At 60.8% G+C, this 19,184-nt stretch carries 19 protein-coding genes and 1 tRNA gene; 12 read left to right on the forward strand and 8 right to left on the reverse strand.

Annotated elements, in window-relative coordinates:
• Positions 1-47: 47 nt before the first annotated feature.
• Genes OU682_RS16495 through OU682_RS16505 form a run of 3 tightly spaced genes read left to right on the forward strand, consistent with a single transcriptional unit; the run spans position 48 to position 2,535 of the window.
• A complete protein-coding gene (locus OU682_RS16495; protein ID WP_268943285.1) occupies positions 48-1,103 on the forward strand; it encodes an ABC transporter permease in 1,056 nt (351 codons plus the stop codon).
• Positions 1,100-1,873, forward strand: coding sequence for an ATP-binding cassette domain-containing protein (locus OU682_RS16500; protein ID WP_268943286.1), 774 nt, complete (start codon positions 1,100-1,102; stop codon positions 1,871-1,873). Before OU682_RS16495 ends, OU682_RS16500 begins: the two co-directional genes overlap by 4 nt.
• The gene (locus OU682_RS16505; protein WP_268943287.1) at positions 1,870-2,535 is read left to right on the forward strand and encodes an AAA family ATPase; all 666 of its coding nucleotides are present in this window, start codon (positions 1,870-1,872) and stop codon (positions 2,533-2,535) included. The genes OU682_RS16500 and OU682_RS16505 overlap by 4 nt, the downstream gene beginning before the upstream one ends.
• On the opposite strand, the gene OU682_RS16510 is transcribed toward OU682_RS16505, so the two are convergent.
• The 4 genes from OU682_RS16510 to thrS all read right to left on the reverse strand — a co-directional run bounded on the left by OU682_RS16510 (position 2,512) and on the right by thrS (position 6,863).
• Positions 2,512-3,726 (reverse strand): multidrug effflux MFS transporter, encoded by a 1,215-nt coding sequence (locus tag OU682_RS16510; protein ID WP_268943304.1) that lies wholly within the window; start codon positions 3,724-3,726, stop codon positions 2,512-2,514. The two genes, OU682_RS16505 and OU682_RS16510, sit on opposite strands and share 24 nt — an antisense overlap.
• A 62-nt stretch (positions 3,727-3,788) precedes the next feature.
• Positions 3,789-4,415 (reverse strand): DsbA family oxidoreductase, encoded by a 627-nt coding sequence (locus OU682_RS16515; RefSeq protein ID WP_268943288.1) that lies wholly within the window; start codon positions 4,413-4,415, stop codon positions 3,789-3,791.
• Between the two features lie 87 nt (positions 4,416-4,502).
• Complete coding sequence (locus OU682_RS16520; protein WP_216033212.1) at positions 4,503-4,709, reverse strand: cold-shock protein; 207 nt, start codon at positions 4,707-4,709, stop codon at positions 4,503-4,505.
• Positions 4,710-4,916: 207 nt separating this feature from the next.
• Positions 4,917-6,863, reverse strand: a complete 1,947-nt coding sequence (gene thrS / locus OU682_RS16525; protein WP_268943289.1) for a threonine--tRNA ligase — start codon at positions 6,861-6,863, stop codon at positions 4,917-4,919.
• Positions 6,864-6,983: 120 nt separating this feature from the next.
• Between thrS and OU682_RS16530 the strand changes: the two genes are divergently transcribed.
• On the forward strand, positions 6,984-7,724 hold the full coding sequence (locus OU682_RS16530; protein ID WP_268943290.1) for an alpha/beta hydrolase: 741 nt from the start codon (positions 6,984-6,986) through the stop codon (positions 7,722-7,724).
• Positions 7,711-8,664, forward strand: a complete 954-nt coding sequence (locus tag OU682_RS16535) for an alpha/beta hydrolase (protein ID WP_268943291.1) — start codon at positions 7,711-7,713, stop codon at positions 8,662-8,664. The genes OU682_RS16530 and OU682_RS16535 overlap by 14 nt, the downstream gene beginning before the upstream one ends.
• Here OU682_RS16535 and OU682_RS16540 read toward each other — a convergent pair whose 3' ends face one another.
• Together OU682_RS16540 and phaZ are read right to left on the reverse strand one after the other, a co-directional pair.
• Positions 8,665-9,144 carry a pyridoxamine 5'-phosphate oxidase family protein gene (locus OU682_RS16540; RefSeq protein ID WP_268943292.1) on the reverse strand — a complete coding sequence of 160 codons (480 nt, stop codon included), beginning with the start codon at positions 9,142-9,144 and terminating at the stop codon, positions 8,665-8,667.
• Between the two features lie 64 nt (positions 9,145-9,208).
• Positions 9,209-10,543 (reverse strand): polyhydroxyalkanoate depolymerase, encoded by a 1,335-nt coding sequence (gene phaZ / locus OU682_RS16545; protein ID WP_268943305.1) that lies wholly within the window; start codon positions 10,541-10,543, stop codon positions 9,209-9,211.
• A gap of 333 nt (positions 10,544-10,876) precedes the next feature.
• Between phaZ and OU682_RS16550 the strand changes: the two genes are divergently transcribed.
• The 5 genes from OU682_RS16550 (at position 10,877) to OU682_RS16570 (ending at position 14,305) form a co-directional block, all read left to right on the forward strand.
• On the forward strand, positions 10,877-12,745 hold the full coding sequence (locus OU682_RS16550) for a PHA/PHB synthase family protein (protein ID WP_268943293.1): 1,869 nt from the start codon (positions 10,877-10,879) through the stop codon (positions 12,743-12,745).
• Positions 12,746-12,792: 47 nt separating this feature from the next.
• Positions 12,793-12,939 carry a hypothetical protein gene (locus OU682_RS16555; protein ID WP_268943294.1) on the forward strand — a complete coding sequence of 49 codons (147 nt, stop codon included), beginning with the start codon at positions 12,793-12,795 and terminating at the stop codon, positions 12,937-12,939.
• Between the two features lie 14 nt (positions 12,940-12,953).
• Entirely contained in the window at positions 12,954-13,418 is a 465-nt protein-coding gene (locus OU682_RS16560) for a Phasin (protein WP_268943295.1), read from the forward strand.
• Between the two features lie 147 nt (positions 13,419-13,565).
• Positions 13,566-14,177 carry a polyhydroxyalkanoate synthesis repressor PhaR gene (phaR, locus tag OU682_RS16565; RefSeq protein ID WP_268943296.1) on the forward strand — a complete coding sequence of 204 codons (612 nt, stop codon included), beginning with the start codon at positions 13,566-13,568 and terminating at the stop codon, positions 14,175-14,177.
• A 38-nt stretch (positions 14,178-14,215) separates the two neighbouring features.
• Positions 14,216-14,305, forward strand: a tRNA-Ser gene (locus OU682_RS16570).
• Positions 14,306-14,600: 295 nt separating this feature from the next.
• Here OU682_RS16570 and OU682_RS16575 read toward each other — a convergent pair.
• On the reverse strand, positions 14,601-15,230 hold the full coding sequence (locus tag OU682_RS16575) for a recombinase family protein (protein ID WP_268943297.1): 630 nt from the start codon (positions 15,228-15,230) through the stop codon (positions 14,601-14,603).
• A 292-nt stretch (positions 15,231-15,522) separates the two neighbouring features.
• On the opposite strand from OU682_RS16575, the gene OU682_RS16580 reads away from it, so the two are divergent.
• A complete protein-coding gene (locus OU682_RS16580; RefSeq protein WP_268943299.1) occupies positions 15,523-16,263 on the forward strand; it encodes a HipA family kinase in 741 nt (246 codons plus the stop codon).
• Positions 16,260-17,180, forward strand: coding sequence for a hypothetical protein (locus OU682_RS16585; protein ID WP_268943300.1), 921 nt, complete (start codon positions 16,260-16,262; stop codon positions 17,178-17,180). The genes OU682_RS16580 and OU682_RS16585 overlap by 4 nt, the downstream gene beginning before the upstream one ends.
• A gap of 558 nt (positions 17,181-17,738) precedes the next feature.
• On the opposite strand, the gene OU682_RS16590 is transcribed toward OU682_RS16585, so the two are convergent.
• A complete protein-coding gene (locus OU682_RS16590) occupies positions 17,739-18,608 on the reverse strand; it encodes a DUF3800 domain-containing protein (RefSeq protein ID WP_329609818.1) in 870 nt (289 codons plus the stop codon).
• Between the last annotated feature and the right edge of the window lie 576 nt (positions 18,609-19,184).

A 19,184-nucleotide genomic window follows, 5' to 3' on the forward strand; every position in this document is an offset into this window, starting at 1 on the left:
GCGGCGGCATGGAGGCCGCCGCCTTTCTCGAGAACCCGGAGGGCCCGATGTCCGACATCCCCGATCCCGTGGTCGAGCGCAACAAGACCGAAACGGTCGCCAGCTTCGAGCATCACTCGCGCGGCGCGCTGGACCGGGTGCAGCATTTCCTGCACCGTTTTCCAACAATGGTTCCGGTCATCGTGCTGGTGCTGTCGGTGATTGCCTTCGGGCTGATCTCGCCCAACTTCTTCTCGGCCTTCAACCTGTCGCTGATCCTGCAGCAGGTCGCCGTCGTCGGCACCCTGGCCGCCGCGCAATCGCTGGTGATCCTGACGGCCGGCATCGACCTGTCGGTCGGCGCGGTCATGGTGATGGTGTCCGTCATCATGGGCAAGCTGTCGGTCGATTTCGGAATTCCGGTGCCGATCGCCATTGTGATCGGGCTGGTCGTGGGGGCGGGGACCGGGGCGCTGAACGGGGCGCTTGTGACCCGGCTGAAGCTGCCGCCCTTCATTACGACGCTGGGGACATGGAATATCTTCCTTGCGTTGAATTATTACCTGTCCAACCGCGAGACGATCCGCAGCCAGACACTGGATGCCGAGGCGCCGCTGCTCAAGCTCTTCGGCGAACGCTTCAACCTGGGCGGCGCGGTGCTGACCTATGGCGTGGTGCTGATGCTGCTCGTCTTTGCCGTGCTCTGGTATGCGCTGTACCAGACGGCCTGGGGTCGCCGGGTCTATGCCGTGGGCGACGATCCCGAGGCCGCGGCCCTGGCGGGCATCCAGACCAAGCGCGTGCTGATGTCGGTCTATGTCGTCGCGGGCGTCATCTGCGCGCTGGCGGCCTGGTCCTCGATCGGGCGGGTTGGATCGGTCAGCCCGACCTCGTTCTTCGAGGCGAACCTGGAATCCATCACGGCCGTCGTGATCGGGGGCATCTCGTTGTTCGGCGGACGCGGGTCCATCCTGGGGCCGCTGATCGGGGCGCTGATCGTGGGCGTCTTCAACTCGGGGCTGCGGCTGGCGGGCGTGGACGTGCTGTGGCAGCTGTTCGCGACCGGCTGGCTGATCATCGTCGCCGTCGCAATCGACCAATGGATCAGGAAGATTTCGTCATGACCGAGCCGCTTCTGTATGCACGCAACCTGGTCAAGCGCTATGGCCGCGTGACCGCCATGGACCACGCCGACTTCGATCTGTACCCGGGCGAGATCCTGGCCGTGATCGGCGACAACGGCGCGGGGAAGTCCAGCCTGATCAAGGCGCTTTCGGGCGCCGTCCAGCCTGACGAGGGGGAAATACGGCTGGACGGCCAGCCCGTCGCCTTTGCAAGCCCCCTGGAGGCCCGCAAGGCCGGTATCGAGACGGTCTACCAGACCCTGGCCCTGTCGCCTGCGCTGTCCATCTCCGACAACATGTTCATGGGTCGCGAAATCCAGCGCCAGGGCTTCATGGGCAAGTGGTTCGGGATGCTGGACAAGCCTGCGATGGAGGCCTTTTCCCGCCAGAAGCTGTCGGAACTGGGGCTGATGACGATCCAGAACATCAGCCAGCCGGTCGAAACGCTGTCAGGCGGCCAGCGCCAGGGCGTGGCCGTGGCCCGCGCCGCGGCCTTTGGCAGCCGGGTCATCATCCTGGACGAGCCGACCGCCGCCCTTGGCGTCAAGGAAAGCCGCCGCGTGCTGGATCTGATCCTGGACGTGCGGTCGCGGGGCATTCCCATCGTGCTGATCAGCCACAACATGCCCCATGTCTTCGAGGTTGCGGACCGGATCCATATCCATCGCCTGGGGCGGCGGCTGTGCGTCATCAATCCCAAGGAGCACACCATGTCGGATGCGGTCGCCTATATGACCGGCGCAAAGGTGCCCGAGGTTCTGGCGGCATGAGCGGCGCGGAAGGGGGGCCTTGCCCCCCGTCCTTCGGACTCCCTTCAGGATATTTCGATGAAGAAGAAGGGCAGCGGCTGCTGTCCCGGATCCGCGCCCTGGAAGGGGCGCGGGTTCTGGTTGCGGTGGCGGGCGCGCCTGGATCGGGGAAGTCCACCTTCGCAGAGGCTCTGGTCGCGCGGCTGGACGATGCGGTGCTGGTCCCGATGGACGGCTTTCACCTGGACGACTGCGTGCTGGAAGCGCGCGGGCTGCGCGCCAGGAAAGGCGCGGTCGAGACCTTCGATGCCGAGGGTTTTGCGGCGCTGGTCCAGCGGCTGGCCCTGCCGTGGGACGATGTGTTCTTTCCCGTCTTCGACCGCAGCCGTGAGCTGGCCGTGGCCGGGGCGGGGGTCGTCAGCCCCGATCATCGGGTCGTGGTGATCGAGGGCAATTACCTGCTGCTGGATCAGGCGCCCTGGAGCCGGCTGCGATACGATCTGAGGGTCTGGCTGGACGTGCCCGAGGCGGAACTGGAACGCCGCCTGACCGCGCGGTGGCAGGGCTATGGCAAGGACGCGGACCAGATCGCCGCGCATCTGGAAAACGACCTTGCCAATGCGCGCTTCGTGATCCGGCGGTCGGGCGGGGCGGACCTGTCAGTCGCGCAGCCGGCCCATTAGGAGCCATGCAAGGGCTGAGCAGATCAGCGTCGCTGTCATGGCGGGGATCGGGGTGCCGTTGTAAAGCTGCCCGACCGGCGCCGCAATCAGCGTCGCCGCGATAGTGGACAGGGCCGCGATGATGGATGCGGCCATGCCAGCGATATGGCCCATGCGTTGCAGCGCCAGCGCGTTCAGGTTGCCGAAGGTCACGCCGGCCATGAAGAAGACGCTGACAGCCCAGAAGAAGAAGGCCGGGAAGCGCAACCCGGCGGGCAGGGCATCCGTCAGCGTCAGCGCCAGCATGCAGACCGAGACGACGGTCTGCATGACATAGGCCCATTTCGCGATCCGCCGCATTCCGAAGCGCATCACGAAGGTCGCGTTCAGCAGCGTGCCCGCGCCTGACAGGATCGCCATCAGCGCGAACCAAGCCGGGAAGTTCTCACCCTTGCCGTAAGCCTCTCCGAACAGTTGCTGGGCGGATGACAGCAGCGCGAACATCTGGCCGAAGCCCAGGGTCAACACCAGGGTGCAGAGCATCACCTGACGGTCGGACAGGACCTCTCGTGCGGCGGCGGTCAGGGGGCCAAGGCGCAGCGGGCGCCGTTCCGAGGGCGGCAGGGTCTCGGCCTGGCGAAGGCCAAGCCAGCCGGCCCCGATCAACGCGAACAGAATGAAGGCACCGAACACGCCGTGCCATCCCGAAAACGCGATGATGCCGGCGCCGATCGAGGGTGCCAGCGCCGGGATCATGATGAAGACCATCATCACGAAGCTGGAGATGCGCGCCATCTCTCGCCCGGAATACAGGTCGCGGATCAGCGCCAGGCCGACGATGCGCGGGCCGGAGGCGCCAATGCCCTGGACGAAGCGGGCGGCCAGCAGGAACTCGATCGATTGGGAAAAGATCGCGGCGATGGTGGCGGTGATATAGATCGCCGTGCCCAGGAAGATCGCCGGCTTGCGGCCGATGGCATCCGACAGCGGCCCGGCAAACAGCGTGCCCAGCCCCATTCCCGCCATGAAGGCCGTCAGGATCAGCTGCGCCCTGTTGACATTGTCGGGCGTCAGCTCTGCCGCGATGTCGGGCAGGGCGGGCAGCATGGCGTCGATGGAAAAGGCGACCGTGGCGAACAGGAACGCCAGCAGCGCCACGAATTCGGGCAGAGCCAAGCGACGCTGCGGCGCAGCCGTGTCGGAGGCGGTCATGGACATGGGCGAGCCTTTCGGTCAGGCTCTGCCCTATAATCGAAAACTGCACGATGTGCAAGTTAGGCTGGCGCTGCCCCGGTCAGTTCATCGATCACCTGCTGCCACAGGCTGGCAGGCTGCGCACCGCTGACCGCGTGGCGGTTCGACACGATAAAGGTCGGGACCGAGCTGATGCCACGTTCGCGGGCGTGCTGTTCGCGCGACGCAACCTCGGCCCGGTCGGCGTCGCTGGCCAGCAGGCGGGCCACCAGTTCCCCATCCATCCCCGCCCCGTCCGCGATCCGCACGAGTTCGGACGCATCGCCGATGTCGCGGGCCTCTTGCCAATGGGCTCGTAGCAGGCTGGACATGACACGCGTTTGCGCCCCCTCGAGCCCGGCCCAGTGCATCAGCCGATGGGCGTCGGTCGTGTCCGGCTCGGTGGGCGAGGGGTTCAGCACCAGGCCAAGCGCGGCTGCCCTTTGGGCCACGGTGCGGGATGCGTCCTCGGCCCGGTCGCCCAGCTTGGCGTGCAGATGAGCGATTCGGTCCACGCCGCCCCCGGGCATCTGCGGGTTCAGCCGGAACGGATGCCAAGCGATCTGGAACGGATGGGACGGGCGGCTTTCCAGCGCGCGGTCAAGTTCGACCTTGCCGATCAGGCACCAGGGGCAAACGGGATCGGCGAAGATGTCCAGCGGGATCATGGCTGGTCCTTTTGATCGTGGCGGGATGTGGCCCGCAAATAAAAACGGCCCGCGAACGGGCCGTTCCGCAACCTTTCGGAAGCTGGATCAGAGCAGCTTCAGATCGCTGGCCGAGGCGCGGCCGTCGCGGCCCGACTGCAACTCGTATGCGATCTTCTGGTTGTCCTTGAGGCCCGTCAGCCCGGCGCGTTCGACGGCCGAGATATGGACGAACACGTCCTTGCCACCTTCATCGGGGGCGATGAAGCCATAGCCCTTGGTGGCGTTGAACCATTTAACCGTTCCGGTCGCCATAACCGTTCTCTCCTTCAAGTCATCCCGACGCAGGATTGCGCCAGGCCGTGCAGCCCGCTTTCGAACTTCCGGCTGCCCATGAAGGGAGGCGGTAGAAAGGCATTCGCTCACGCATCTGAGAGGATGGACGAATCGTTAAAAAAGGCAAGCAGGAAACGCGCGCAGAATGCGATCTGCGCGCCGGAAACCAGCGAAAACCGATGCACTTCAACGCAGGTCGGGTGGCGTGGCTTCGTCTTTCAGAGTGGCAACAGCTTCGGCTAGCGGTAACAGACGCGAACCTTGTTGATCGAGACGCCGAAGCGATACCGTGCGATCTTCTACCTCTTTCATGCCGATGGCAAGAATCGCCGGCACCTTTGCCACCGAATGTTCGCGGACCTTGTAGTTGATCTTCTCGTTCCGGGTATCTGCCTCGGCCCGGATGCCCGCGGCGCGCAGGCTATCCACCACTTCGTGCACGTATCCGTCGGCGTCCGAGACAATCGAAGCGACGACCACCTGCCGGGGCGCGAGCCAGAAGGGCAGCTTGCCCGAGCTGTTCTCGATCAGGATGCCGATGAATCGCTCGAAACTGCCCAGGACCGCGCGGTGCAGCATGATGGGGCGGTGCTTGGCGCCGTCGGGGCCGACATATTCCGCGTCCAGCCGTTCCGGCAGGTTCGGGTCCACCTGAAGCGTGCCGCACTGCCAGTCGCGGCCGATGGCGTCGCGCAGGACGAATTCCAGCTTGGGCCCATAGAAGGCGCCTTCGCCAGGGAACAGTTCGTATTCGTAACCGGCGGCCTTGCAGGCATTGCCAAGCGCGGCTTCGACTCGGTCCCAGCTTTCGTCCGACCCGATGCGCTTCTCGGGCCGCGTGGACAGCTTGATCCGCCATTCGGTGAAGCCCAGGTCGGCATAGATCCCGGCCAGGAACTCGATGAACTTCTTCGTCTCGGACTCGATCTGGTCCTCGGTGCAGAAGATATGCGCGTCGTCCTGCGTGAAGCCGCGCACGCGCATGATCCCGTGCAGCGCGCCCGAGGGTTCATAGCGGTTGCAGGATCCGAACTCGGCCATGCGCAGGGGCAGGTCGCGATAGGACTTCAGGCCGTGGTTGAAGACCTGCACATGGCAAGGGCAGTTCATCGGCTTCAGCGCGTTGACGGTCTTGGTCTTGGCATGCTCCTCGTCCACTTCGACGATGAACATGTTTTCCTGGTAGTTGTCCCAGTGGCCCGACGCTTCCCACAGCTTGCGGCTGACGACCTGCGGGGTGTTCACCTCGACATAGCCGTCGGCGCGCTGCTTGCGGCGCATGTAGTCCTGCAGCGTGGTGTAGATGTTCCAGCCGTTCGGATGCCAGAAGATTTGGCCCGGCGCTTCCTCCTGCATGTGGAACAGTTCCATCTCGCGGCCCAGCTTGCGGTGGTCGCGCTTGGCGGCCTCCTCCAGCATGGTCAGGTGGGCCTTGAGTTCGTCGCGGTTGCGGAAGGCCACGCCATAGATGCGCTGCAGCATCGGGCGCGTGCTGTCGCCCAGCCAGTAGGCGCCCGCGATATGGGTCAGCTTGAAGGCGTCGGCGGGCAACTGGCCCACGTTCTGCAGATGCGGGCCGCGGCACAGGTCCTGCCAGTCGCCGTGCCAGTACATCCGCAGCGGCTCGCCTTCGGGAATGCGGTCGATCAGCTCGACCTTGAAGGGCTCGCCCCGGTCCTTGTAATAGGCAACGGCGCGGTCGCGGTCCCAGACCTCGGTGCGGACCGGTTCGCGCAGCGCGATGATCTGCTTCATCGCGGCCTCGACCCGGCCCAGATCCTCGGGGGTGAAGGGCTCGGCGCGGTCGAAGTCGTAGAACCAGCCGAAATCGCGCACGGGCCCGATCGTAACCTTCACGTCAGGCCACAGTTCCTGCACGGCGCGGGCCATGACATGGGCGAAGTCGTGCCGGATCAGCTCCAGCGCAGGGGCGTCGTCCTTCATCGTGTTGATGCTGATCGCGCCCGACGCGTCGATCGGCCATTGCAGGTCGATGTGCCGCCCGTCCAGGCTGGCCGAGATCGCGCGCTTGGCCAGGCTGGGCGCGATGCTTTCGGCGACTGCGGCGGCGGTGATGCCGGCGGGATAGTCGCGCGAATTTCCATCGGGGAAGGTCAGGGAAATCTGGGACATATCGTCCTCCTCGTCGGTTTGGCGCCCACGGAACGCCCGGTTGCGGGTTATCTGCGCCCTCCATTGGACCGAGGCGGGAAAACTGTCAAGATAAGCGCGACCACCGCAGGAGAGCCGCGAATGAGCGAATATCTGGAAACCCCCGCCGGGCGTCGCATCGCCTATCAGCGCAGCATCGGGCGCGGGCCGGGCGTGGTGTTCCTGGGCGGGTTCAAGTCCGACATGACGGGCACCAAGGCCGCCTGGCTGCACGACTGGGCGCGCGAACGGGGCCGGGGCTTCCTGCGCTTCGACTATTCCGGCCATGGCGACAGCAGCGGCAGTTTCGAGGAAGGCAGCATCGGCGACTGGTCCCAGGACGCCCGCCACGTGATCGAGACGCTGACCGACGGGCCGCAGGTGCTGGCGGGGTCCTCGATGGGCGGCTGGATCGCGCTGCTGGTCGCCCGCGCCCTGCCGCAGCGGGTGGCGGGGCTTGTCACCATCGCCGCCGCGCCGGATTTCACCGAGCAGGGCTTCTGGGCCGGGTTCGACGAGACGCAGCGGCAGGCGCTGACGACGGCGGGCCGGGTGGCGCTGCCAAGCGATTACAGCGACCAGCCCTATGTCATAACCCGCCGCCTGATCGAGGATGGGCGCGATCATCTGGTGATGAACCAGCCGCTGCCGCTGCCCTTCCCGGTACGCATGTTGCAGGGCACGGCGGATGCCGATGTGCCGGTCGATTGGGCCATGCGCCTGCTGGACCACGCCACGGGCGGGGATATCCGCCTGACCCTGGTCAAGGGGGCCGATCACCGTTTTTCGTCGCCCGAATGCCTGCGGCTGATCGCGCAATCGATCGACGATGTTCTTGCTTAAGCTGGCGCTTGCGCTGACCCTTGGGCTGGCGCTGCTGTGGATTTTCGGGCCGCGCGACAGGCTGCGGCTTGACCAGGTGGCGGTCGATCTGCCCGCCGACCCGCAGGCCTGGCTGGCTGCGCGCGAGGCGGGGATCCGGCCAGAGGTGGCTTCCTATATCCAGTGGGCCGGCCAGCCGGGGCAGGTTGCCGATCTGGCGATCCTCTATGTGCACGGCTTTTCCGCCAGCCCGGCCGAGTTGCGGCCCTTGCCCGAGGATCTGGCGCGGCAGCTTGGCGCGAACCTGCTGGCGATCCGCCTGACCGGGCACGGGCAGGGCGGCGCGGAACTGGCGGCCGCACGGGCCGGGGACTGGTGGCGCGACTTGACCCAGGGGCTGGCCGTTGCAAGGCAGATGGGCCGGAGAGTGATCGTCATTGGCATGTCCACGGGTGCGACCCTGACCGCCCTGGCGGCGCGCGATCCGCAGATGGGCAGGGCGATGGATGGCGTCGTCCTGATCTCACCCAACTTCGCGCTGCGCAGGCGGGGCGCATGGATGCTGGATCTGCCCTTTGCCCGGACACTCCTGCGGCTGGCGGGCGACCCGGAACGGTGCTTCGTCGTCCGCAACGACATGCACCGGGCGCGATGGACAAGCTGCTATCCCGCCTCGACGGTGCTTGCCGTGGGCGCCGTGCTGCGGCAGGCGCGGCGGGGCAATTATCGCGCCACGATGCCGCCCGCGCTGTTCATCTGGTCCGATGCCGACCGGATCGTCGACCACCGAGCCAGCGACCGGGTGGCGGCGGAATGGGGCGGCGGGGCAACGGTCATCAGGGTGACGCCGGGGCCGATGGACGATCCCGACGCCCATGTAATCGCGGGCGAGGCGCTGTCGCCCGGACTGACCCGCGATGTTGTCACTGCGATTGCCGGCTGGATCGGCGGCTTGCGCTGATCAGAAGGTCAGCGTGTAATGTTCGCCCATGTCGGGCTTCTGGCCGGTGACCTTGGATTTCGCGATCTCGTAGATGAAGGACAGCTTGCCGCCGGTGGCCCAGACCTCGGCATCGGCCAGATCGAAGCGCATCAGCTGGATATCGGGGTCGCGCTTTCCTTCCTCGAACCAGCTGGAGGCGACGGCGTTCCACAATTCGTCCAGCTTTTCGTCGTCGTCCGATAGCGACAGGCTGCCATGGATGCTGGCATAAAGCCCTTCGGCGGCGTCGCTGACGACGTGGACGGCAGGCTTAGCCCCGTCTGCCACCGATCGCGCCAGATCCGTGCCCTTGGCCGTTATGAACCACAGGACCCTGGATTCCGGTTCGGCGTAATGGGACATCGGAATAAGCCGCGCACCCTCGGACAAGCCCAGCATGCCGGAAGTGATGTCCTCGAGGCGGTCCCAGAAGGTTGCGGCGTGCGTTTCTTCGGTCATCCTGTTCCCCTGTGCCGCAGCAGGCGGCTGTCAGGGAACAACGGATGACCGCAAGGCCGGGTTCCTAGACGGCGAGCTTGCTGCTGTCGCCGATCGGATCGTTGACGCCGCAATCCGCCGCGACGCCGCCACGGGCGCGCCGCTTCTTCGGCTTGATCGAGTCGGGCACCGACATGTGGTCGTCGATGAAGTCCAGCACCAGCGGGCGGATGTTCAGCCGCCAGGACTTGCCCGCGAAGATGCCGTAATGTCCCGCGCCGGGCTCCAGGTGCTGTTGCTTGCGTTCGGCAGGAACGCCCGTGCACAGGTCCAGCGCGGCCACGCATTGACCGGGGGCCGAGATGTCGTCATTCGAACCCTCGACCGTCATGATCGCCACGTCGGTGATCTTGCCGATATCGACACGGCGGCCATTCACCACGAACTGGTTGTTGGCGATTTCCAGGTTCTTGAAGATCCGCTCGACCGTCGAAAGATAGAACTCGGCCGTCATGTCCATGACCGCCAGATATTCGTCATAGAACTTGTTGTGCTTGTCGCCTTCGGAGCCGGTGCCGCGCGCCTCGGACCAGATCTTGTCGATGAAGGCGCGGGCATGGGTTTCGGCGTTCATCGCGATGAAGGACGCCAGCTGCGCCAGCCCGGGATAGACCATGCGCCCGGCGCCCCGATACTTGAAGCCCACCGACTGGATCACGGTATGTTCCAGTTCGCCCATGGTCATGCGGTTGCCGAAATCCGTCACCTCGGTCGCGGCGGCGTCGGGATCGACCGGGCCGCCGATCAGCGTCAGGGTGCGCGGCTGCGAGGTGGGATGATCCTCGGCCAGAATGGCGGTTGCAGCCAGGGCCAGGGGCGCAGGCTGGCAGACGGCGATCACGTTGGTGTCGGGTCCCAGGTGGCGGATGAAATCGACCAGATACTGGGTATAGTCCTCGATGTCGAACTTGCCCTCGCTTACGGGGATGTCGCGGGCATTGTGCCAGTCGGATACGTAAACCTCGCAGTCGGGCAGCAGCGAGGTCACGGTGGACCGCATCAGGGTCGCGTAATGGCCCGACATCGGCGCGATCAGCAGGACCTTGCGGGGCTGCACTTCGCGCCGGGCGACGCGGAAATGGACCAGATCGCCGAAGGGCCGCTTCATTACCGGCTCGACATAGACGATATGGTCCTGGCCCTGGTCGCCCGGGATCGGCGGGATCTGCCAGTCAGGCTTGATTACCATGCGGGCGAAGCTGCGCTCGGTGACGCGGCCCCATGCGCTCATCAGCTTGAAGGCGGGGTGCGGGTAAAGCGCGAAGACCGGGTAGGATGCGATGGCTCGGGCCGAGGCGCCCATCCATTCGTTCGTGTTCCGAATGGTTTCCATTGCGTCATAAGACACGATGCCCTTGATGCCCTTGATCGTCACCTAGATCGCCCTTTCGCTGCTCGGCGTGACAGAAAGCTTGGCCGTAGCAATCCGGTTCCCAAAACCCGTGTTTGCGCAACGCCTGCCCTGCGCTTATCATTGACCCTGTATTAGGGGGGAACCGGGATCATGGCAAGAAGTGCGGGATCTGGTGGAAATAAAATTGCCAAGAGCGCAAGTATTCCTGAAACAATCGCAAAGTCAGGGAATGCTGCTGCCAAAAAGCCGCGCAATGCAGGCAACAAGGCACCGCGCAAGCGCAAGGCAGTGACAGAATCGGTCCCCGCGACCGAGTCATCCACGATGCAGGCGCCGGGCATGGCGGCTCCGCACTTGCACCTTGACAAGGCGGCAGCCGTGGCGGCCGAACCGTTGATCGAAGACGGTCGTGCGCCGCAGGCCGCGGCCGAGGCGATGGCCATCGGCTCCTCGCCCTCGACCGCCAGGAAGCTGGCCGAGAATATCGAGCGGATCGAGGCCCTGGGCCAGCGCCTGATGGCCGCTCTGAGATCGCGATCCCTGCCCAATCACAGGATCGAGGCACCGGGGCCGGAACTGCTGATGACCGCCGCCAATGCCTGGATGAAGACGCTGTCCGAGCAGCCCGGCCGCGTCCTGGAACACCAGGTCAACTACTGGGGCGAGACGCTGAAGAACTATGCCAACGCGCAGATCATGCTGACGCGCCGGCAGGCGGGAACGCCCGATGACGACCACCGGGGCGACAAGCGCTTTTCTCATCCGCTGTGGCAAAGCCATCCGTACTTCAACTTCGTCAAGCGGCAGTATCTGATCAATGCCAAGGCGTTGAAGGATGTGGCGCAGAACCTGGATCTGCCCGACGACACGGCGCGGCGGCGCATCACCTGGATGACCAACCAGATCGTGGACATGATGGCGCCGACGAACTTCCTGGCGACCAACCCCGATGCCCTTGAACGCGCCATCGAGACCGAGGGCGAAAGCCTGGTCAAGGGGCTGGAGAACCTGGTCCGCGATGTCGAGCTCAACGGCGGGGACATCGTCGTGTCGCTGGCCGACCGCGAGGCCTTTACCGTGGGCGAGAACGTCGGCACCTCGGAAGGCGTGGTCGTCCACCGCACACCCCTTTGCGAGTTGATCCAGTACAAGCCCGCGACCGCCCAGGTGCATCAGCTGCCCCTGCTGATCTTTCCGCCCTGGATCAACAAGTTCTACATCCTCGATCTCAAGCCCCAGAACAGCCTGATCAGATGGCTGATCGAGCAGGGGCATACCCTGTTCGTCGTCAGCTGGAAGAACCCCGACGCCAGCTATGCCGATGTGGGGCTGGAGGACTATGTCTCGAACTATCTGGAGGCCATGGACAAGGTGCGCGAGCTGACGGGGCAGCCGCGGCTGAATGTCGTGGGCTATTGCATCGGCGGCACCACGCTGTCGCTGACGATGGCGCTGCTGAAGCAGCGGAAAGACGACCGCGTCAACTCGGCCACGCTGTTCACCACGCTGACCGACTTTTCGGACCAGGGCGAGTTCGTCAGCTTCCTGCAGGACGATTTCGTCACCGGCATTGCCGACGAGGTTGCGCGCCACGGAATGCTGCGCGCGCGGCTGATGTCGCGCACCATGAGCTTTCTTCGCCCGAATGATCTGGTCTGGGGCCCGGCCATCCGCAGCTACATGATGGGCGAAACGCCACCGGCCTTTGACCTGCTGTTCTGGAACGGCGACAGCACGAACCTGCCGGGCAAGATGACCATGCAGTATCTGCGCGGCCTTTGCCAGCAGAACGCCTTTGCCGAAGGCGGCTTCGAGATGCTGGGCCACAGGTTGCACATCTCGGACGTGACGGTGCCGCTCTGCGCGGTGACCTGCGAGGCCGACCATATTGCCCCTTGGAAGGACAGCTGGCGCGGCGTGGCCCGCATGGGATCGACCGACAAGACCTTCATCCTGTCCGAATCGGGCCATATCGCCGGCATCGTCAATCCGCCGTCCAAGAAGAAATACGGCCACTACATGGGTAGCAGCGACTTCAGCAAGGATCATCAGGCCTGGAAGGAATCAGCAACCTTCGCCGAGGGAAGCTGGTGGCCCAGATGGGGCGAATGGCTGGCCGAACGGGCAGGGCCGATGGTGCCTGCGCGCGATCCTGGACTGGGCCTTGAGCCGGCCCCCGGAACCTATGTCCATGAACGGGCAGCCTGATCCGAAAACGGATCTTCGGCAGGTCAATGACTTGCCGAAGACTGCCGATGGCAACAGCTGCCGGAACAGCAACTTTTTCTGCGGCGCAGCATAAAAAACTTGAAATGCCGCGCTGCAGCATCCATACTATCGTCACGAGAATGGCTTTAGCTGCGGAAACCTCTCTCATCGATCTCTTCCTTCCGCTGCGCTGATAGGAGTGACTGACATGGCAAAGACCCCTGATTTCGCAAAAACCTTCCAGGACATGATGGCTAACTTCCCGGTCGACACCTCGTCGTTCCAGGAGGCTTTCAAATCGCAGGGTGCCCTGGGCGAGAAACTGGCGCGGGTGGCCCTGACCGCCGCCGAGCGTTCGACCGACATCTCGGCTCGCTGGGCCAAGGACACCATTTCCCGCATGGGTGAACTGGCCGTCGTGAAGCGCGAGCCGTCCGACTATGCCAAGTCGCTGAGCGATTTCGCCTCGGCCTCGGCCGAAGTCGCGGCCGAACACATGGCTGCCTTCGCCGAAGTGGCGAAAAAGGTCCAGATGGACACCGTCGACCTGATGCTGACGGCTGGCAAGGACGTGGCCGACGACGCCCGCACCGTTGCGGAAAATGTCGCGCGCGACAACCAGATGGCCGTGAAAAAGGCCGCTGCCACGACGGCCACCGTCGCCGCGAAGTAATCGCTGACGGACAGTAGTTCGAGGAAAGGGGCGTCACCGCCCCTTTTTTCATGCGCGCAGTGCAGCACCTTGGCAGGTGCAGAATTTTCTTTGCCTTTTGCGCATGCAGCACCCATCATGTTGGAAACCGTTTGCCCGAGGTCCGACATGGCCGGAACGTCCACGCCGCTGCTGATCAAGCGCTATGCCAGCCGGCGGCTTTATAACACCGAAACCAGCGACTATGTGACGCTCGAGGACATCGCCGCCTTCATCCGCGACGGGCGAGAGGTCAAGATCATTGACCTGAAGTCCGGCGACGACCTGACGCGGCAATACCTGCTGCAGATTATCGCCGAGCACGAGGGCCGGGGCGAAAACGTCCTGCCGATCGGCGTGCTGACCGATCTGGTGCGCAGCTATACCACCAGCGCGCAATCGATCGTCCCGCAATTCCTGGCGGCAAGTTTCGAGATGCTGCGCGAGAGCCAGTCGAAGCTGATGGAAAACATGGCGGTCATGCCGAACCCCATGGCCCGCGTCCCCGGCTTCGACGCAATGCACCGCCAGCAGCAGGCATTCCTGAAGGCGATGATGGGCGGCTGGACCGGCTCCTCGGGGCCGGAGCCGACCGATCTGGAATCGCCCGATCAGCCTGGCGACTCTGCGTCCGGCCGCAAGCCCAGGCAGAAGCCCGCGCCCGAGGGCGAGAGTGCCGAGGACATGGCGGAAATCCGGCGCCAGTTGGCCGAACTTCAGCGGCGCATCTCAAAGCTCTGACTTGCGCAAGGCGCGGACACAAGCTAGACCGCGCCCACGGACAGTTGGCCGAGTGGTCGAAGGCGCACGCCTGGAAAGTGTGTAGGCGGGGAACCGTCTCGAGGGTTCGAATCCCTCACTGTCCGCCATACCTTATCTCTTGTTAAAATTCAGTAGGTTAGAGGGTAGTAACCACCTACGCTAACCACCTACGTTATCTACCTACGTTTAGACAGTAGCCAGTTCCTCAAGACAGTTCCCCGCTAAGAGGGAGCTACAGGGTCAAACCCGTGCGAATTTTTTTTTTATTTTGAAAATGTGAGGGGTTACGCGCCTGCCGAAGGGGGGACTACCTGATTTCGAGGGGGGACCCTACAGGAATGAAAAAGAGGACCCTCGATAGAGAGTCCCCGATGGTAAACCTACAACTAGGTTAAGTAAAAGTTAGTGCCACTTGGCTAGTGCAGCTTCCGCCTGTTCTGGATTGTCCTTGATCCTGATAACTGCCTGACGTGACAGGTTATGCATACGGGCAACCTCTGACACACTCACAGAAGCGCGTAGAGCCTCACAGACAGCTTCAAACGTCTTACGGTCATAGGAAGGCTTGCGGCCTAGGTACTTGCCCTCAGAAGCCTTGGCATGGGCGATACCAGCCTTTTGTGCTTCCTTGGTAGCTTCGGCTTGTGCCTGTGATGTAGCCGCCATGAAGGCAATGAGACTGTCGCGGATAGCCTTCTGAACCGGGTCTGTAGTGCTGCCATCAAAGGTAAAGTTGTTAATCACTGTCCTGATGACCACGCCTTGGGCCATGAGGCTACGGATGGTCTGTGTCACATCATCATAATTGCGGCCTAGACGATCTACCCAACGGACCACCAGCGTGTCACCGGGCCGGAGCATGTCAAATAGACGCTTGGCCTCTGGCCGGTCTGCAAAGGCTACAGAGACGCCGCTAACGCCTTCATCAGCCACTACACGGTCAATCTTAAAGCCTGCCTGTTCCGCCTGGTTCTTCTGATGAGCGGTAGTCTGATCGGCAGTCGAGACGCGGGCATAGAGGATGGTCTGCATCGGAGCGATTCCTGTCCGTAAAGGTCATGTCCTTAGATAAACATGTCCGTAGACTTATATCAACCCTTATGGACACCCTTACAGCACTCTTTCTGCATGTCCGTTGCAGTATACCCGTATGGACAGGTAAATCCGCTGGGTAGGTGGTGGGTGTTCAGTTAAGGCGGATGGTGCTTGCGCTGACTGTCGCCATGCTTAAAGGTGACGGTGCTTTCAACATCCTGCTGTATTCATGCCAACTATCGAGCAAGTTCTTGTTCAAAGGGGAGCCGTCCCGTTCAAGGAAGGCAACGTGAACGAAACCTACAAAGGTTTTGTGCGCTTCGCCGATGGAAGGCGGCGTCACGCGATCATCAAAGACCTAAATCAGACGCAACTTGCAAATGAGTTGCTGGCTTCAGTTCTGGGCAAGGCTCTACAGCTTCCGGTCCCAGATTCATACTTAGGCGTGGTGCCAACTGACGTTCTTCCTGTGAGCAAGGTAAAGCTGTCTGATGGAAGCGGGCACCTTGTGTTCGTTAGTGCAGATGTAGCTACCCCTAACCTGACGCAGCAAGTAACCACACATGGGGATTTCGTCGGCCTCTTGTTGATTGAGGAACTGAAGAAGTGGCTGAACCTAGGAGCACTTTATGCTTTCGATTCGTGGATCGCGAACACTGATCGGCACCCTGGCAACCTTCTGATAGATGGACCAAACAACATCTGGCTGATCGACCATGGGCATGCTTTTACGGGTCCGGGTTGGGAACCCGGTGATCTTGATCCTGTGGCAGCTTATCAGAACAAACTGGCGTTGTGGCTTACTGCACGGCTTTCAGCCTCCCAGAAGAGCGAGAAGGTCAATGATGCGGGGGTATTTGCTACACGGATCGGATCGGTAGCCATCCCAGACGCACTACAAAACAGCTTGGCCGACAGGCTTCTACCTACGGACCATGCCAAGGCTCTGAAGGATTTCTTGATGCAACGTGTTCAACATGTTCCGAGGCATGCGAAAGAAGCTCTAGGCGTTCCGGGGCTTACCCTATGATTGACCTTGACATAACTGCTACTTCGATCTCTGACTTCGGCTCTCTAGTGCAAGCGCACTGGGCACCTATAGTTTTGCATCCAATCTCTGGTTCCTACGAGCGCCTTGTAGTTGGTTGTATTGCCGCTAACCGATCAGGATTTCATATCGAGATGGCAAATGCGCTCGACCGCTTGGATTGCTTTTACGGCGAGAGAGCTCAGAGTGTGCGTTTTGCCGTTGAGCTTGCTGGAAAGGCCCTTGAGCTTGACTTAGTTGAACGAGGCTTAGCTGCCCTTTTAGAACCAAAATCTCCACTTAGTGGAGTAACCGTTGTAGAGGCCCGTGAGGTAGAAGGCGGAAGCTTACAGGAAATCGCAAAAGACTGGATGTCTGTGATGTCCTCTCTCTATCAGCAGGGACCGCTATCGTCTGTCGTTGAGCCGCCCGAAACCGAAGTGCTGAAGAGTTCCCGCAATAAAGATCGCCTTCCGCAACTGGTTTTGGCTCACATTGCTGAGAAGGACCTCAGCGTTGCACAACATTTCAGTGATGAGATAGTCTCAGGTAAGACAGGTAAGAAGCGCCGATCCGCCCACGACCTAGAAATTGACTTTAAAGGGCATCGCCTGGTGGCTAATTTTGCAACGCTGAATGCGTCCCGAATTGGCTACGCTGTTGGCAATATAAAACAGCGCCTGTTTGATCTGGGAGTGGAGCGAAAGAACGGACTATCAAGGGGAATTCATCGAGAGCATGAGGTTATTATTCAAGTTCCTCGATCAGACGATCCCCAAATAACTGAGCACCAATACGAACGGCTTGAGTATGAGTATTTGGGACTTCTTGATCACGCAGATAAAGTGGAATTGCGGCTAAGGCAATTCAATACTGCCGGACAGATTGGGGAGCATATCTTGGAAAAAGAAGCGGCCTGATCATTAAAGGACTTTCCGAATGCCAAGTATTTAGCGAGGAGAGCGATGGGGGAGCAATAATCAGCCATAATGGCTACGCGCTTGTGCTGTCGCTACACACAATTAAGCCGCTAAGTAATAGCCTTAGTGCATTGTAAACAAAGAAAATACTGAATATCTACCTCTGAAGAGGATCGAGCACTGACTGTGGGGTAACACTACGTTCGGCGGTACTGATAGCCTACTCTCGCGAGGCCACTAGTGTTCGCCATCTAACAAACGGTTCTCAGCTCGTCGCGGGTCGCCTTGAGCATAGCAACCTAAGCCTAGAGAAGCAGCAATGAGGACAAACCCCTCGTATCCATCTGATCAGACGAGTACTGCTCTGGTACAGGGCATGATGTGACACTCCCACGGACGAATGCAGCGCAATCATATGTCTACTGCATTATGGCATTCTGATTTTTCAGTTAATTAAACTATCCTTGAGATAGACATACCTCCAGGTCTCTGATTGTGGCTGGGCCACGTCTAGTGAAACTGGACATGCGCTACCTGCAATGTTCAGAAGAAGCTTTCTTAACTCTTCAATGGTTTACTTGTTAGGCCTTTTGAAATCCGGTCCTGCTCCAATATGCTCTCAAGGTGCTCTTTCGACAGATGAGTTTTTTGGACGGACACTCTGGGAAGGTTCACAACGTTTAATTCAGCGCCATACCTCAAGAACTCTTCGTCACTACGACTGACAGGTGTTCCAAATCTTCTTTGAGCTACTATCCACTGCGTTCTAGATATTGTAAATGCGGCAAAGTCAGCGATTTGGATTCCGGCGACGTCTTGAGATCTGCTAAAACGGACCGAAGGACCATATATAACGTCTCCCCAGTTGGGCAGAGGTATAATTGAACCCGCGACCGCCAAACCTTCATCAGCAAACATCGGAAGCGTGTCGTTGAAGTCAGGATGACCGTATGCACGCATTTCCCGAGCATATTCACTAATTTCTAAGCAGCAACGCAGAAAACCAAATCGAGGAACGCTAATGTCCCAGAATTGATTGCTATCTAACCGTATACCTTTAAAAAATAAAGAGTGATCATTCAGCGTTTCTTGACTGGTCGTAACGTGAACAATTGGAAGCTCCATCCGGGCAACAAAAGACGCCATCAAGCGGAACATCTTTATTCTATCTTCAATGTCGACCTTCTTCCAAACACCCCTGCCGCTAAAAATGTCGGTGAAATGGAGCTCCGTGGCGCAATGGTCTTGCTTAATGCCTTTGAGGAAAATATCCATTATCTGTGAGCAAACCCTAGCCAAGCTTGGTGGGATGATGACTGCGGTCCAAGATTTTCGCGTCTTTGACAAATGTATGGATCCAGAGTCCGTGCCGGGGTTCCCTGAATCGTCCACATATATCCCAGGTCGCACCCGCATCTCTAAGTCCATTAACAAGCACTCCAAGCCTGACTACACAGGCAGATTATCCGCGTTGCGAACGCAGGTCGAGAACGGGTCATCGAAAAGAGTTTCATTATTATGAGACCTGTCAAAGAAAGTCTATGGCGACGCCATTTCTGCGGACGCATCAGATAGCCTAACGGGCACTAAGCCGTTACCCAAGTGCTTCGCGGATCTTACGTCAGGCGATGAGCACTAGCGAGTTGACATCGAGCAGCCGCTTGATATATATCCTCGCTCGATCGGCCTAGGCCGCTCAGTATTTCTTAAAATGCTAGCAAATATAAGTCCAGAAAGAGATTTCTGGAGGTGTTTTTTATGTGGAAGGGTTAAAATGATTATTGAAGTTCTTGATTCACTACCTGGAACAGGTAAAAGTACTGCCGTTTTCAAGATGATGTCCAGTAAAAGGACTGAAAAGTACATATATGTCAGTCCCCTTTTGTCGGAAGTTACAGATAGCGAAGATGGTCCAGCGAGAATTAATCGGTGTTTATCAAGGTAGTTGTCCGCCGATTTCATGCGACGTCTCTGATCTCAGGGACGCTGGTTTCGCGGTCAGGG

Source organism: Paracoccus benzoatiresistens (assembly GCF_026913015.1).
Classification (GTDB): Bacteria; Pseudomonadota; Alphaproteobacteria; order Rhodobacterales; family Rhodobacteraceae; genus Paracoccus; species Paracoccus benzoatiresistens.

Coding starts and splice junctions, on each gene's coding strand:
- OU682_RS16495 (WP_268943285.1), top strand. CDS start 48: ATGTCCGACATCCCCGATCCCGTGGTCGAGCGCAACAAGACCGAAACG.
- OU682_RS16500 (WP_268943286.1), top strand. CDS start 1,100: ATGACCGAGCCGCTTCTGTATGCACGCAACCTGGTCAAGCGCTATGGC.
- OU682_RS16505 (WP_268943287.1), top strand. CDS start 1,870: ATGAGCGGCGCGGAAGGGGGGCCTTGCCCCCCGTCCTTCGGACTCCCT.
- OU682_RS16510 (WP_268943304.1), bottom strand. CDS start 3,726: ATGACCGCCTCCGACACGGCTGCGCCGCAGCGTCGCTTGGCTCTGCCC.
- OU682_RS16515 (WP_268943288.1), bottom strand. CDS start 4,415: ATGATCCCGCTGGACATCTTCGCCGATCCCGTTTGCCCCTGGTGCCTG.
- OU682_RS16520 (WP_216033212.1), bottom strand. CDS start 4,709: ATGGCGACCGGAACGGTTAAATGGTTCAACGCCACCAAGGGCTATGGC.
- thrS (WP_268943289.1), bottom strand. CDS start 6,863: ATGTCCCAGATTTCCCTGACCTTCCCCGATGGAAATTCGCGCGACTAT.
- OU682_RS16530 (WP_268943290.1), top strand. CDS start 6,984: ATGAGCGAATATCTGGAAACCCCCGCCGGGCGTCGCATCGCCTATCAG.
- OU682_RS16535 (WP_268943291.1), top strand. CDS start 7,711: ATGTTCTTGCTTAAGCTGGCGCTTGCGCTGACCCTTGGGCTGGCGCTG.
- OU682_RS16540 (WP_268943292.1), bottom strand. CDS start 9,144: ATGACCGAAGAAACGCACGCCGCAACCTTCTGGGACCGCCTCGAGGAC.
- OU682_RS16550 (WP_268943293.1), top strand. CDS start 10,877: ATGGCGGCTCCGCACTTGCACCTTGACAAGGCGGCAGCCGTGGCGGCC.
- OU682_RS16555 (WP_268943294.1), top strand. CDS start 12,793: ATGGCAACAGCTGCCGGAACAGCAACTTTTTCTGCGGCGCAGCATAAA.
- OU682_RS16560 (WP_268943295.1), top strand. CDS start 12,954: ATGGCAAAGACCCCTGATTTCGCAAAAACCTTCCAGGACATGATGGCT.
- phaR (WP_268943296.1), top strand. CDS start 13,566: ATGGCCGGAACGTCCACGCCGCTGCTGATCAAGCGCTATGCCAGCCGG.
- OU682_RS16575 (WP_268943297.1), bottom strand. CDS start 15,230: ATGCAGACCATCCTCTATGCCCGCGTCTCGACTGCCGATCAGACTACC.
- OU682_RS16585 (WP_268943300.1), top strand. CDS start 16,260: ATGATTGACCTTGACATAACTGCTACTTCGATCTCTGACTTCGGCTCT.
- OU682_RS16590 (WP_329609818.1), bottom strand. CDS start 18,608: ATGGACTTAGAGATGCGGGTGCGACCTGGGATATATGTGGACGATTCA.